The sequence below is a fragment of the Devosia salina genome (assembly GCF_019504385.1).
Taxonomy (GTDB): Bacteria; Pseudomonadota; Alphaproteobacteria; order Rhizobiales; family Devosiaceae; genus Devosia; species Devosia salina.
Map to the genome: position 1 here is coordinate 2,307,125 of NZ_CP080590.1, position 11,924 is coordinate 2,319,048.

The 11,924-nt window shown below is 63.3% G+C and carries 18 protein-coding genes; 13 read left to right on the plus strand and 5 right to left on the minus strand.

Annotated features, from left to right (window positions below; all coding sequences use genetic code 11):
- Positions 1-301 precede the first annotated feature (301 nt).
- From K1X15_RS11140 to K1X15_RS11155, 4 genes are read left to right on the plus strand one after another with little or no spacing between them, the layout of a single operon-like run.
- Positions 302-508, plus strand: a complete 207-nt coding sequence (locus K1X15_RS11140) for a cold-shock protein (protein ID WP_220303675.1) — start codon at positions 302-304, stop codon at positions 506-508.
- Between the two features lie 58 nt (positions 509-566).
- Positions 567-821, plus strand: coding sequence for a hypothetical protein (locus K1X15_RS11145; RefSeq protein WP_220303676.1), 255 nt, complete (start codon positions 567-569; stop codon positions 819-821).
- The gene (locus tag K1X15_RS11150; RefSeq protein WP_220303677.1) at positions 818-1,066 is read left to right on the plus strand and encodes a hypothetical protein; all 249 of its coding nucleotides are present in this window, start codon (positions 818-820) and stop codon (positions 1,064-1,066) included. The genes K1X15_RS11145 and K1X15_RS11150 overlap by 4 nt, the downstream gene beginning before the upstream one ends.
- A gap of 34 nt (positions 1,067-1,100) precedes the next feature.
- On the plus strand, positions 1,101-1,352 hold the full coding sequence (locus K1X15_RS11155) for a hypothetical protein (protein WP_220303678.1): 252 nt from the start codon (positions 1,101-1,103) through the stop codon (positions 1,350-1,352).
- Positions 1,353-1,466: 114 nt separating this feature from the next.
- Here the strand turns inward: K1X15_RS11155 and rpsU are convergent, their stop codons facing one another.
- On the minus strand, positions 1,467-1,718 hold the full coding sequence (gene rpsU / locus K1X15_RS11160) for a 30S ribosomal protein S21 (RefSeq protein WP_220303679.1): 252 nt from the start codon (positions 1,716-1,718) through the stop codon (positions 1,467-1,469).
- Positions 1,719-1,908: 190 nt separating this feature from the next.
- On the opposite strand from rpsU, the gene rpe reads away from it, so the two are divergent.
- The 4 genes from rpe (at position 1,909) to K1X15_RS11180 (ending at position 5,084) form a co-directional block, all read left to right on the plus strand.
- On the plus strand, positions 1,909-2,592 hold the full coding sequence (gene rpe, locus K1X15_RS11165; protein ID WP_220303680.1) for a ribulose-phosphate 3-epimerase: 684 nt from the start codon (positions 1,909-1,911) through the stop codon (positions 2,590-2,592).
- 196 nt (positions 2,593-2,788) lie between these two features.
- Entirely contained in the window at positions 2,789-4,120 is a 1,332-nt protein-coding gene (gene purB, locus K1X15_RS11170; RefSeq protein WP_220303681.1) for an adenylosuccinate lyase, read from the plus strand.
- On the plus strand, positions 4,117-4,668 hold the full coding sequence (locus K1X15_RS11175) for an RBBP9/YdeN family alpha/beta hydrolase (RefSeq protein ID WP_220303682.1): 552 nt from the start codon (positions 4,117-4,119) through the stop codon (positions 4,666-4,668). The genes purB and K1X15_RS11175 overlap by 4 nt, the downstream gene beginning before the upstream one ends.
- Positions 4,668-5,084, plus strand: a complete 417-nt coding sequence (locus K1X15_RS11180) for a GNAT family N-acetyltransferase (RefSeq protein ID WP_220303683.1) — start codon at positions 4,668-4,670, stop codon at positions 5,082-5,084. Before K1X15_RS11175 ends, K1X15_RS11180 begins: the two co-directional genes overlap by 1 nt.
- Here the strand turns inward: K1X15_RS11180 and K1X15_RS11185 are convergent.
- The 3 genes from K1X15_RS11185 to K1X15_RS11195 all read right to left on the minus strand — a co-directional run bounded on the left by K1X15_RS11185 (position 5,081) and on the right by K1X15_RS11195 (position 5,967).
- Positions 5,081-5,356 (minus strand): type II toxin-antitoxin system RelE/ParE family toxin, encoded by a 276-nt coding sequence (locus K1X15_RS11185; protein WP_220303684.1) that lies wholly within the window; start codon positions 5,354-5,356, stop codon positions 5,081-5,083. The two genes, K1X15_RS11180 and K1X15_RS11185, sit on opposite strands and share 4 nt — an antisense overlap.
- Complete coding sequence (locus K1X15_RS11190) at positions 5,346-5,555, minus strand: hypothetical protein (RefSeq protein WP_220303685.1); 210 nt, start codon at positions 5,553-5,555, stop codon at positions 5,346-5,348. Before K1X15_RS11190 ends, K1X15_RS11185 begins: the two co-directional genes overlap by 11 nt.
- 88 nt (positions 5,556-5,643) lie before the next feature.
- Complete coding sequence (locus K1X15_RS11195; protein WP_220303686.1) at positions 5,644-5,967, minus strand: DUF1476 domain-containing protein; 324 nt, start codon at positions 5,965-5,967, stop codon at positions 5,644-5,646.
- A 206-nt stretch (positions 5,968-6,173) separates the two neighbouring features.
- Between K1X15_RS11195 and purC the strand changes: the two genes are divergently transcribed.
- The 3 genes from purC to K1X15_RS11210 all read left to right on the plus strand — a co-directional run bounded on the left by purC (position 6,174) and on the right by K1X15_RS11210 (position 8,531).
- Complete coding sequence (gene purC, locus K1X15_RS11200; RefSeq protein WP_220303687.1) at positions 6,174-6,938, plus strand: phosphoribosylaminoimidazolesuccinocarboxamide synthase; 765 nt, start codon at positions 6,174-6,176, stop codon at positions 6,936-6,938.
- 17 nt (positions 6,939-6,955) lie between these two features.
- Positions 6,956-7,198: a phosphoribosylformylglycinamidine synthase subunit PurS gene (gene purS, locus K1X15_RS11205; protein ID WP_220303688.1), complete on the plus strand. Its 243-nt coding sequence runs from the start codon at positions 6,956-6,958 to the stop codon at positions 7,196-7,198.
- A gap of 259 nt (positions 7,199-7,457) precedes the next feature.
- Positions 7,458-8,531, plus strand: coding sequence for an acyltransferase family protein (locus K1X15_RS11210; protein ID WP_240549469.1), 1,074 nt, complete (start codon positions 7,458-7,460; stop codon positions 8,529-8,531).
- A 54-nt stretch (positions 8,532-8,585) separates the two neighbouring features.
- On the opposite strand, the gene K1X15_RS11215 is transcribed toward K1X15_RS11210, so the two are convergent.
- On the minus strand, positions 8,586-8,741 hold the full coding sequence (locus K1X15_RS11215; protein WP_220303689.1) for a hypothetical protein: 156 nt from the start codon (positions 8,739-8,741) through the stop codon (positions 8,586-8,588).
- 175 nt (positions 8,742-8,916) lie between these two features.
- Here K1X15_RS11215 and purQ point away from each other — a divergent pair, with 175 nt between their 5' ends.
- Both purQ and purL read left to right on the plus strand, forming a co-directional pair.
- Complete coding sequence (gene purQ / locus K1X15_RS11220) at positions 8,917-9,585, plus strand: phosphoribosylformylglycinamidine synthase subunit PurQ (protein ID WP_220303690.1); 669 nt, start codon at positions 8,917-8,919, stop codon at positions 9,583-9,585.
- 35 nt (positions 9,586-9,620) lie between these two features.
- Positions 9,621-11,858 carry a phosphoribosylformylglycinamidine synthase subunit PurL gene (purL, locus tag K1X15_RS11225; protein WP_220303691.1) on the plus strand — a complete coding sequence of 746 codons (2,238 nt, stop codon included), beginning with the start codon at positions 9,621-9,623 and terminating at the stop codon, positions 11,856-11,858.
- The last annotated feature ends 66 nt before the right edge of the window (positions 11,859-11,924 follow it).

The window sequence follows — 11,924 nt, forward strand, 5'->3', positions numbered from 1 at the left end:
GCACTTCTTCAGCTGCAAAGAGACTTGCCGCTCCGCTGCCGGGCATTTTCGGAAAGCGTGGCACGAAGACCGGGTGACGCCCTTTGGCTAACTCCCCAAATCAGGCACCGCCTTGACTTCACCGCAATTGCAGTAGATGGTGCAGGCATACGTTTCTGCCCCTTTGGCAAACTCAGCCTGCCGGCTAGCCGGACGCTTGGCTTTCCTTCTGATCTGCAAACGTTGATAGGCCCCTGCTGCGCAGTGCGCGGGGGAAACCTGCTCGTTTGCAATGCTTCGAGCCAAATTGAAAGGCGCCAAAATGATCAACGGCACCGTTAAATTCTACAACGCCACCAAGGGCTTCGGCTTCATCACGCCCGACACCGGCGGCAAGGACGCCTTCGTCCATGTCTCCGCGCTCGAGCGCGCCGGCATCAACAGCCTGCCCGACGGCCAGAAGGTCTCCTACGACCTTGAAAAGGGTCGCGATGGTCGCGAGTCCGCGATCAACATTTCGCTGGCCTAAGGCCTGCCCGCCGGGGGCGTCGCTGACGCCCCCGTGCCCGAAAGAGTAGGAGCACTCAGTGCCGCACCTCTATAAAGTCGGCCAGATGCTGGAACTGCGTTCGGCCCCACGCCACAGCAACCGGCCCGCCGGGCCATGCGAAGTCATCTCCTGCCTGCCCCACGACAAGGGCCCGGTGCTCTACCGGGTGAAATCCTGGGGTGAAAGCAATGAGCGGGTGGTGGAGGAAGTGGACCTCAGCCCCAGTGCGGCGATGAAAACGGTCTTCTCCGAGGGCGACAGCCCGTTCTCCATCGCCATCAACAAGCGGTGAACTCGGACCTCGACTGGTCCGCGCCCGCTGAACTCTATTCCAGCGTTTCCACCTTCAGGACGCGAAACGCCCGCTATTTCAGATTTGCGACGGCCGCAGAGGCCGTACGCTTCGCAATCGAGGAAATGCCCGGCGCAGCCCTGCGCGGCATCGCCATCGAATGCGGCGACACCAGATTAGAGGGTGATCATATCCGCGCGCAGTATGACGCGCAGGATTATCCCCTCCAGCGCCCCAAGCGCTGACACACCGGCCAAAAGGCCGGAAGAAAGACAAACCATGAATATCGATATCCTGAGCGCGCCGGGGGATCTGTTCCTCGGCAGCGACACTGCAACTGCCATTGCCCAGGGGGCGCGCCGCTTCGGCTCCGCCGCCAAGGCCATTCGCTTCGCCATGGAACAGGCCGCCCCGGTCAGCCTGCATGGGGCCACGCTGCGCGTGGGCAATCACACACTCGGCGCCCGACAGATCCGGCGCCTGCATCGGCAGATGGCCGATCTCGGCCAAGCCAGACAGCCCGGCCGCTAGAACGCCGCACCTTGAGCGCTTTCAGCAAGAGTGGGCACCACTCTTGCTATTCGAAAGCACAATGAAAACAAAGAGATAAAGCTCCCGTTCTGATTCAAGCAGAACGGGAATGCTCTAGCCGCGCGGCGCCATGCCCGGACGCGCCGGGCGCTTGGGGGCGGCGATCAGACCTTCGCGGATGGCCTGCTTGCGGGCCGCCTTGCGATTGCGGCGCACGGCCTCGGCCTTCTTGCGCACGCGCGCCTCGGACGGCTTTTCGAAATATTTCCGGAGCCGCATTTCCCGGAACACACCTTCGCGCTGAAGGCGCTTCTTCAAGACGCGGAGCGCCTGGTCGATATTGTTGTCGCGAACCTGAACCTGCAAAAACTATCCTAACCTTGTTTCGTCGCCTCACCTGAAATCGGGCAGACGGAAGCAGCCGGATGACTGCCCGGGCGTGGGGTATCATCATTTGCCCCAATGACCAAATCGGCCTGTGAACAGCGCCCACGCCCTTGCCCGCTGCCGCGCCGCGCGCTAGAGCACGCGCATATCCCCATCGGCTGAGGTGCCTATGACCACCGCTCGACCGCTTCGCATTGCGCCCTCGATCCTCTCGGCCGATTTTGCGCGGCTGGGGGACGAGGTGAAGGCAATCGTGGATGCGGGTGCCGACTATATCCATGTCGATGTGATGGACGGGCATTTCGTGCCCAATATCTCCTTCGGCGCACCGGTGATGAAATCGGTGCGCGGCGTGACCGACAAGGTCTTCGACGTGCACCTGATGATCGCGCCGACCGATCCTTATCTCGCCGACTTCGCCAGGGCCGGCGCCGACATCATCACCGTTCATGCCGAAGCCGGACCGCATCTGCACCGCTCGCTGCAGGCCGTCCGTGCGCTTGGAAAGAAGGCCGGCGTGGCGCTCAATCCGGCAACGCCGGTTTCCGCCATCCAGCACGTGATCGAGGACTGCGATCTGGTGCTGATCATGAGCGTCAATCCCGGCTTTGGCGGCCAGAGCTTCATCCCCGAGAGCCTCAACAAGATCAGGCAGGCCAGGGCGCTCATCGGCGGGCGGGATATCGATCTCGAGGTCGATGGCGGGGTCACCGCCGACAATGCGCATGCGATCGTTTCGGCGGGCGCCAATGTGCTGGTGGCCGGATCGGCGGTCTATGGCGGCAATGACCCCAAAACCTATGCCGAACGGATCAAGGCGATCCGCGCGGCGGCGACGGGGATGGTGGTTTAGGGCCAAAATTCAGGTGCAAAAGCACCCCCACCCGGCCTCCCCCTCAAGAAGGGGGAGGAGTTGGTCCGGTGATGTTCACAGGACGAGCGGCAAGCTCGATCCGGTCCCTCCCCCTTCTTCAGGGGAAGGCTAGGTGGGGGTGAGTGCGGACTGGCGCCGCCCCTGAATCAAACTCTGACGTACCAAGGCTAAGCCCATGATTCCGCGCTATTCCCGTCCCGAAATGGTTGCCAACTGGTCGGCCGAAAGCCGGTTCGCCATCTGGTTCGAGATCGAGGCGCATGCCACCTCCAAGCTGGCCGAACTGGGTGTCGTGCCCAGGGAAAGCGCCGACAGGATCTGGGAGGTGATGAACGCCAGGAAGGCCGAGCGCGGCGACTATGGCTTCGACGTCGCCCGGATCGACGAGATCGAGCGCACCACCAAGCATGACGTCATCGCGTTTCTTACGCACCTGTCCGAGATCGTCGGCCCCGACGCGCGCTTCGTGCACCAGGGCATGACAAGCTCGGACATTCTCGACACCACCCTTTCGGTGCAATTGAAGAATGCCGCGGACATCCTGCTCACCGATATCGACGCGCTGCTCGAGGCACTGAAGAAGCGCGCCTATGAGCACAAGAACACCATCACCATCGGGCGCAGCCACGGCATCCATGCCGAGCCGACCACATTCGGCGTCAAGCTTGCCGAGGCCTATGCCGAGTTCACCCGCAACCGCGCCCGCCTCGTCGCGGCGCGGGATGAGATCGCCACAGCCGCCATTTCCGGCGCCATCGGCACCTTCGCCAATATCGATCCGTCGGTGGAAGAATATGTGGCCGAAAAGCTCGGGCTCTCCATCGAGCCGGTCTCGACCCAGGTGATCCCGCGCGACCGCCACGCCATGTTCTTTGCCACGCTTGGCGTCATCGCCTCGTCCATCGAGCGCGTGGCCGTGGAAATCCGCCATTTGCAGCGCACCGAAGTGCTCGAGGCCGAGGAATTCTTCTCGCCGGGCCAGAAGGGAAGCTCGGCCATGCCGCACAAGCGCAACCCGGTGCTGACCGAAAACCTCACCGGCCTTGCGCGTCTCGTGCGCGGCATGGTGACCCCGGCGCTGGAGAACGTGGCGCTCTGGCATGAGCGCGACATTTCCCATTCCTCGGTCGAACGCATGATCGGGCCGGACGCGACGGTCACGCTCGACTTCGCCCTGGCGCGGCTGACCGGCGTCATCGACAAGCTGGTGGTCTACCCCGAGAACATGCGCAAGAACCTCGACCTGCTGGGGGGCCTGCACAATTCCCAGCGCGTGCTGCTGGCGCTGACCCAGGCCGGCTACTCCAGAGAGGACAGCTACGCGGCCGTGCAGCGCAATGCCATGAAGGTCTGGGAGCACCGCGGCGATCGCGCCGGCCTGTTTGCCCAGAACCTCAAGGATGACCCGGAAGTGACTCTGAGCGACGAGCAAATCGACGCCATGTTCGATGATGGCTATCATTTGAAGCATGTCGATACGATCTTTTCGCGGGTGTTCGGCGCATGAGAATTGCCGACGCTGACATCCTGATCCTGCCGGGACTGGGCAGTTCCGGACCGGGGCACTGGCAGATGCGCTGGGCCGAGAAGATGTCCACCGCCGCCATTGTCGAGCAGGCCGAATGGGACGATCCCGATCCGGAGGACTGGACCGACACCATCGTCAAGGCGGTCGAGCTGGCCGAGCGGCCGGTGGTGCTGGTAGCCCATTCGCTGGCCTGCATCGCCCTGGTGCAGGCCGCGCCGCGCTTCCCCGAAGGCAAGGTCAGGGGCGCGTTCCTGGTGTCCCCGCCCGATATCGAGAGCAACAAGGACGTGCCCGAGGAGGCGCGGGCGTTCGGCATCGTGCCGCGCGATCCCCTGCCCTTTCCGTCTCTGCTGGTGATCTCGGACAGCGACCCGTTCTGCTCGCTCGAATGCGCGGCCGACTATGCCGGCGCCTGGGGTTCGGATTTCCACCAGGCCGGCAATGCCGGGCACATCAATGTGCATTCCGGCCACGGACCCTGGCCGGAGGGCCTGCTGATGTTCACGCGACTGATGCAGCGGCTGTGATGGACGGTTACGAGATTGTGCCGGAGGTTCCCGGCATCGAGGATTACCTGCGCCTGCGCGTGGCGTCCGGCCTCAGCCCCAAGACACGGGAGCAGGCCGAAAAGGGCCTGCCGAACACCTGGTTCGGCGTGTCGGTCCACATGGGCAGCGAAGTGGTCGGCATGGGCCGCATCATCGGCGACGGCGGCACGGCCTTCCTGGTCGTCGATATCGCCCTCGAGCCGGCCCACCAGGGCAAGGGCCTGGGCAAGGCGATCATGGCGGCGCTCGTGCAGCGGCTGAAAGCCGAGGCGCCTGAAGGCGCCTATGTCAGCCTGATTGCCGATGGCGACGCGAAGCACCTCTATGCCAAATACGGTTTCGAGCCGGTGATGCCGGCGTCCATCGGCATGGCGATGTGGCTGAGGAGAGCCTAGGGATCTGACCGATCCCGGGCTCCATGCAGGACACGCCCTATGAGCACAACGTCATCTTCGACTCGATAGATCACGATATGCGAGCCGTGGATGAAGGAGCGACTGTCTGCTTCGAAGGTTCTGCCCAATTCGGGGAAGTCGCCGAGCATTTCGAAAACCGCGCCGAGATCGCGCAGGTAGCGCTGTGCCTGACGCGATCCGAAGGTTTCTAGAGTATAGAGAAATATGTCCTTTAGATCGGCTTCCGCAGCGCGCGAAATCTCATGACGCATGCCGGACGCCCTGTCGGGCTTCGGCAATGATATCGTCGATCGACTTGCCGGACGGACCGCTATCAAAACCGTCAGCGATGGCCCGTCGGATCATCCCTCGCTTTTCCTCAAGCGGTAGAGCGTCAAATTGCGCGCGCTGCTCCGGCGTAGGAGCCGCCCAGGGATAGACATCAATGCTGATCGTCTCAGGTTTGGCCATGAAAAACCCTATAGCACGGGACGCCACGACACACAAAAAAGCCCCGCCAGTTTCCTGGCGGGGCTTTTTCTCAATTCCTGCGGCAAGTTCAGCCTTCAGAGGCGATCTGCTCGCTGGCGACAGCGATCAGGCTCAGCATCTTTTCCCGAATCACATCGTCGGAGATGGAAATGCCCTTGGCCTTGAGATCACCGGACACCTTGCGGAACACATCCTCGTCGCCAGCTTCCTCGAAATCGGAAGCGACCACTTCGGCGGCATAGGCCTTGGCGGCGTCGGCTTCCAGGCTCATCAGTTCGGCAGCCCACAGGCCCAGAAGCTTGTTGCGGCGTGCTTCCGCCCTGAACTTCTTTTCCGCGTCGAAGGCGAACTTGGCTTCCTGGCCCTTCTTGCGTTCGTCGAACCCGCTCATGGTCACTCCCACTTGGCTTTGCTGCCGTCCAATCGGCTTTCGCATGTGGACATAGGCGGTTCGCGCCCGCAAATCAACGGCTCGCACGGGGCTGCGACGGCATGACCCGCGAGGATCCCCGGGACGAAAGCCCTTGCTTTTTTGTGCCGTTCTGGCGCATGAAGCGCCCAACTTACCCCCTCCCCTTCCAAGGCACCGGATTCGCCATGAACCGTCGACGCAAAATCTACGAAGGCAAGGCCAAGATCCTGTTCGAGGGTCCCGAGCCCGGCACGCTGGTGCAGTACTTCAAGGACGATGCCACCGCCGGCAATGGCGCCAAGCATGAAGTGATCGATGGCAAGGGCGTGCTGAACAACCGCATTTCCGAGTTCATCTTCTCCAAGCTCAACGATCTGGGTATCCCGACCCACTTCCTGCGCCGCATCAACATGCGCGAGCAGCTGATCAAGGAAGTCGAGATCATCCCGCTCGAAGTGATCGTGCGCAATGTCGCCGCCGGCTCGCTGGCCAAGCGGCTGGGCCTCGAGCCTGGGACCCGCCTGCCGCGTTCGATCATCGAGTTCTGCTACAAGGACGATGCCCTGGGCGACCCGATGGTTTCCGAAGAGCATATCACCGCCTTCGGCTGGGCCACCCCGGCCGAACTCGACGACATCATGAGCCTGGCGGTCCGCATCAACGACTTCCTGACGGGCCTGTTCATGGGTGTCGGCATCCAGCTCATCGATTTCAAGATCGAATGCGGGCGCCTCTATGAGGGTGACCTGATGCGCATCGTGCTGGCCGACGAGATCAGCCCCGACAATTGCCGTCTGTGGGACATCAAGACCCGCAACAAGATGGACAAGGACCGCTTCCGCGAGGGCCTTGGCGGTCTGGTCGAAAACTATCGCGAAGTTGCCCAGCGCCTGGGCATCCTGGTTGAAAACGACAATGCGCTGACCACCGGTCCGCGCCTGGTGCAGTAGGTTTGGGGAAAGCGGCCATGAAAGCGCGCGTCATCGTCACGCTCAAGAACGGCGTTCTCGACCCCCAGGGCCAGGCCATCGAGGGCTCGCTCGCCAGCCTCGGCTTTGCTGGTGTCGCCGGCGTCCGGCAGGGCAAGGTATTCGATCTCGAGATCGAGGGAACCGACGCGGAGGCCGCGCGTTCCCAGATCAATGCGATGTGCGACAAGCTCCTCGCCAACACCGTGATCGAAAACTACTCGGTCGAAATCTCAAATTAACGCCTCACGGCTATAAACCAATTCGCGCCGCTTTCAGGCGCAGGACCGTACCACTATGCGCAAGACCCTCGCTCTCTCCGTCATGTTCTTTGCCTCGCTCGGCCTGCTGTTTGCAGCTTACGCCTCCGTGCCGGTCTGATTGGCTGTTCAGCCAATCCTTACCCATTAAGCATTTTCCTTAAGGCTGACCCTATCCTTTGATGGGGTTGGCAAGGACTTGCCCCTATGCTGCACCGCACCAACAGGCGGGAGGCAAGGGATGATGGAAATCGGTACGCGGCGGCTCGCCTGGGTGGACATGGCCAAAGGCCTGTCCATCTTTCTCGTCGTCATCATGTATTGCGCGGCCAGCGTGGGCGAGGATACCGGGCAGACCGGGTTCCTGCACTGGACCATCGCGTTCGCCATGCCGTTCCGCATGCCCGAATTCTTCCTGCTGTCGGGGCTGTTCCTCGGCCAGGTGATCGACCGTCCCTGGAAGGCCTATGCCGACCGGCGCGTCGTTCACTATTTCTATTTCTATGCCCTCTGGGCCATCATCCACATTCTCTTCAAGGAAGCGCTTGTGGGCCGCGATCCGGGCGGTGCAGGGGCATCGCTGGCCTGGGCCGTGGTCGAGCCCTATGGCGTGCTGTGGTTCATCTACATGCTCGCGCTCTTCGGCCTTGTCAGCAAGATCCTGCATGAAGTGACGGCGCCGCATTGGGTCGTGCTGACCGTTGCCGCCATCCTGCAGATGGGCAGCATCCACACTGGCAGCTACCTCGTCGATCAGTTCGCCGAGTACTTCGTCTATTTCTACGCTGGGTCCGTGTTCGCGCGGCAGCTGTTCCGGCTGGCCGACTGGGCCGCCGATCATGTATTGGCCGCGCTGGGCGCTCTGACGGTGTGGGCCATTGTCAACGCCATGATGGTGTTCTCGCCCGGGTTCCGGCTTGATCCGGTGCATATCGAAATGGGTTGGGGCGCCCTGCCCGGCCTGCACCTGATCCTCGCGCTGGCCGGGGCGACGGCCATCTGCGTGACTGCGGCGTTGCTCGCACGCCTGCCAGCCATGGACTGGCTGCGCTGGCTGGGATCGAAATCGCTGGTCGTCTATGTGGCCTTCGTGTTGCCCATGGGCATAGCCCGCATCCTGCTGCTGCGGTTGGGGGTCGATGAACCCAATATGCTGAGCCTTTTGACCATGCTCGTCGCGATCACCGCGCCCTTGGCCCTGTGGTGGATCACCGAGAGGCTGGGCATCGGGAAATTCCTGTTCACCCGTCCGGGCTGGGCCCACCTGCCCGGCGCGCGGCGGCAGACATCGTCCAAGACGGTGCCCGCCGAATAAGGAAAGGGCCGGTCCAGCGACCGGCCCATTTCACTGATCGCCATGGTCTGGCGGTCAATCCGGGGCGCGAAAGATCGGCGGCACGATGGGCCGCACGCGCGGCAGCGGTGCCGGGCGCGGCTTGCGGTCGAGATCGCTCACCAGGTGCGGCTTGCCGTCCGCGCCACGCACGGTCATCGGTTTGCCATCGGCTGGGGTCTGGGGTTGCATGGTCATTCCTCCCTGCGGGAACACGGGAGAGCAACGTTGGAGCCGTGCGCCGGTTCCCACAATTGCGCCGGATTGGCAGGCAAATTTTGCGGAGCGGCGCGGGAGACCCTTGCCTTTTCGGACAAGACTCACCACAAGGGCCACGCGCACCCCTGACAGAGATGAGGATTGACCGATGAAGGCCGCTGTCATCGTGTTTCCAGGCCTTAACCGCGACCGCGACATGATCGCGGCGCTGACCAAGATCGGGGGCGAAAAGCCGGCCGTCGTCTGGCACCAGGACACGGACATTCCCGAGGCCGACCTGATCGTCATTCCCGGCGGTTTCTCCTATGGCGACTATCTGCGCTGCGGCGCTATCGCGGCCCGCTCGCCCATCATGGACAAGGTGCGCGAACGCGCCGCCGCGGGCACCAAGGTGCTGGGCGTCTGCAATGGCTTTCAGATCCTGATCGAGGCGGGGCTGCTGCCCGGCGCGCTGATGCGCAATACCTCGCTCAAATTCGTCTGCCGCGAGGTCAAGCTCGAGGTGGTCAATGCCGATACCGACTTCACCCGGGGCTACACCCAGGGCCAGATCATCCGCTGCCCGGTGGCCCATCATGACGGTAATTATTTCGCCGATGCGGAGACGCTGAAGCGCCTCGAAGGCGATGGCCGCGTCGCCTTCCGCTATGCCGAGGGCACCAACCCCAACGGGTCGATCAACGACATCGCCGGCATTCTCAACGAACAGAAGAACGTGCTCGGCCTGATGCCGCACCCGGAAAACCTGATCGAAGCCGCCCATGGCGGCGACGATGGACGGGCGCTGTTTGCGTCCGTGCTCAAGCAGGTCGCCTAGTCGCCCCCACCGACGATCCCGTACCGGACCCATTGATGACCCTTCGCAACGACATCGCCATCACTCCCGAACTGGTCGCCAGCCACGGCCTCAAGCCGGACGAGTACCAGAAGATCCTCGACCTGATCGGGCGCGAGCCGACCTATACCGAGCTGGGCATCTTCTCGGCGATGTGGAACGAGCATTGCTCCTACAAGAGCTCGAAGAAATGGCTGCGCACCCTGCCAACCAAGGGGCCGCGCGTCATCCAGGGGCCGGGCGAGAATGCCGGCGTGGTCGATATCGGCGATGGCCAGGCGGTGGTGTTCAAGATGGAATCCCACAACCACCCCTCCTATATCGAGCCCTATCAGGGTGCAGCGACCGGCGTGGGCGGCATTCTGCGCGACGTCTTCACCATGGGCGCGCGGCCGGTGGCGGCGATGAACGCGCTGCGCTTCGGCGCCCCGGAGCATGAAAAGACCCGGCACCTGGTCAATGGCGTGGTCGCCGGCGTCGGCGGCTATGGCAATTCCTTCGGCGTGCCGACGGTGGGCGGCGAAGTGGAATTCGACGCGCGCTACAACGGCAATAACCTCGTGAATGCCTTCGCGGCGGGCCTCGCCGATACCGACAAGATCTTCTATTCCAAGGCCGAAGGCGTCGGTCTGCCGGTAGTCTATCTCGGGGCCAAGACCGGCCGCGATGGCGTCGGCGGCGCCACCATGGCCTCGGCCGAATTCGGCGACGATATCGAGGAAAAGCGCCCGACCGTCCAGGTCGGCGACCCGTTCACCGAAAAGCGCCTGCTCGAAGCCTGCCTCGAGCTGATGCAGACCGGCGCCGTCATCGCCATCCAGGACATGGGCGCGGCGGGCCTGACCTGCTCGGCCGTGGAAATGGGCGCCAAGGGCGATCTCGGCATCGAGCTCGACCTCGACAAGGTGCCGGTGCGCGAAGAGCGGATGACCGCCTATGAAATGATGCTCTCGGAAAGCCAGGAGCGCATGCTCATGGTGCTGCATCCCGAAAAGGAACCCGAAGCGCGCAAGGTGTTCGAGAAGTGGGAGCTGGACTTTGCCACCGTCGGCCACACCACCGACGACCTGCGCTTCCGCGTCATCTGGCAGGGCGACGAAGTCGCCAATCTGCCGATCAAGGAACTGGGCGACGAGGCCCCGGAATATGACCGACCCTGGACCGAGCCCAAGGCACCTGCCACGCTCGCCAAGGATGACGTGCCGCAAATGGATGTTGCCGAGGCGCTGCTGGCGCTGGTCGGCGGGCACCAGTGCTCGTCACGCCGCTGGGTCTATGAGCAATATGATACGCTGATCCAGGGCAATACCATGCAGCGCCCGGGCGGCGATGCCGGTGTCATCCGCGTCGATGGGCACGAGACCAAGGGTCTCGCCTTCTCCTCTGACGTCAATCCACGCTATTGCGAGGCCAATCCCTTCGAGGGCGGCAAGCAGGCGGTGGCCGAATGCTGGCGTAACCTGACCGCGACCGGTGCCGAGCCGCTGGCGGCCACCGACAACCTCAATTTCGGCAATCCCGAACGCCCCGAAATCATGGGCCAGTTCGTCAAGGCCATCGAGGGCATTGGCGAAGCCTGCCGGGTGCTGGAATTCCCGATCGTTTCGGGCAATGTGAGCCTTTACAACGAAACCAATGGCCGCGGCATCCTGCCGACCCCGACCATTGGCGGCGTGGGCCTCCTGCCCGAATGGGAAAAGAGCGTCGGCATCGGTTTTGTCGCCGAAAACCAGCCCATCCTGCTCATTGGCGGCCCGGCCGAGCGGGGGACGCATCTGGGCCAATCGGTCTATCTGCGCGACCTCTTTGACCGCCGCGATGGCGATGCGCCGCATGTCGACCTTGCCGCCGAGAAGAAGACCGGCGATTTCGTGCGCAAGCTGATCCGCTCGGGTGCCGTCACCGCCTGCCACGATCTTTCCGATGGCGGCTTGGGCGTCGCCCTGGCCGAAATGGCCATGGCCGGCGGCATCGGCGCCACGGTCACCGATGTCGAGGGCAATGACCCGATCCTCACCTTCTTCGGCGAGGACCAGGGGCGTTATCTGGTGACGCTGAACCTCGATCCGCAGGGCGAGGAGATCGCCGCCCTGTGGGAAGAGGCCAAGGCGCTCGGCATCTTCGCACCCTGGATCGGCACGACGGGCGGCACCACGCTGACCCTGGGCGCCGCCAAGCCGGTGGCGGTAGCGACCCTCAAGGGCGCGCATGAAAGCTGGTTCCCCAGCTATATGAGCGGCGAACCGAGCCTTTGAGCGCCCGCCGCAGTCCGGCGTGACCGCCACGACTATTGCTGACGGGCCTGGCTGTGGCGGCCGGGC

Excerpts from the sequence above, each read along its gene's own strand:
- purC (WP_220303687.1), top strand. The coding sequence starts at position 6,174 with ATGAACCGTCGACGCAAAATCTACGAAGGCAAGGCCAAGATCCTGTTC.
- K1X15_RS11185 (WP_220303684.1), bottom strand. The coding sequence starts at position 5,356 with ATGCGTCATGAGATTTCGCGCGCTGCGGAAGCCGATCTAAAGGACATA.
- K1X15_RS11180 (WP_220303683.1), top strand. The coding sequence starts at position 4,668 with ATGGACGGTTACGAGATTGTGCCGGAGGTTCCCGGCATCGAGGATTAC.
- purS (WP_220303688.1), top strand. The coding sequence starts at position 6,956 with ATGAAAGCGCGCGTCATCGTCACGCTCAAGAACGGCGTTCTCGACCCC.
- K1X15_RS11215 (WP_220303689.1), bottom strand. The coding sequence starts at position 8,741 with ATGCAACCCCAGACCCCAGCCGATGGCAAACCGATGACCGTGCGTGGC.
- K1X15_RS11190 (WP_220303685.1), bottom strand. The coding sequence starts at position 5,555 with ATGGCCAAACCTGAGACGATCAGCATTGATGTCTATCCCTGGGCGGCT.
- K1X15_RS11210 (WP_240549469.1), top strand. The coding sequence starts at position 7,458 with ATGATGGAAATCGGTACGCGGCGGCTCGCCTGGGTGGACATGGCCAAA.
- K1X15_RS11155 (WP_220303678.1), top strand. The coding sequence starts at position 1,101 with ATGAATATCGATATCCTGAGCGCGCCGGGGGATCTGTTCCTCGGCAGC.
- K1X15_RS11195 (WP_220303686.1), bottom strand. The coding sequence starts at position 5,967 with ATGAGCGGGTTCGACGAACGCAAGAAGGGCCAGGAAGCCAAGTTCGCC.
- K1X15_RS11140 (WP_220303675.1), top strand. The coding sequence starts at position 302 with ATGATCAACGGCACCGTTAAATTCTACAACGCCACCAAGGGCTTCGGC.
- K1X15_RS11175 (WP_220303682.1), top strand. The coding sequence starts at position 4,117 with ATGAGAATTGCCGACGCTGACATCCTGATCCTGCCGGGACTGGGCAGT.
- purB (WP_220303681.1), top strand. The coding sequence starts at position 2,789 with ATGATTCCGCGCTATTCCCGTCCCGAAATGGTTGCCAACTGGTCGGCC.
- rpe (WP_220303680.1), top strand. The coding sequence starts at position 1,909 with ATGACCACCGCTCGACCGCTTCGCATTGCGCCCTCGATCCTCTCGGCC.
- purQ (WP_220303690.1), top strand. The coding sequence starts at position 8,917 with ATGAAGGCCGCTGTCATCGTGTTTCCAGGCCTTAACCGCGACCGCGAC.
- purL (WP_220303691.1), top strand. The coding sequence starts at position 9,621 with ATGACCCTTCGCAACGACATCGCCATCACTCCCGAACTGGTCGCCAGC.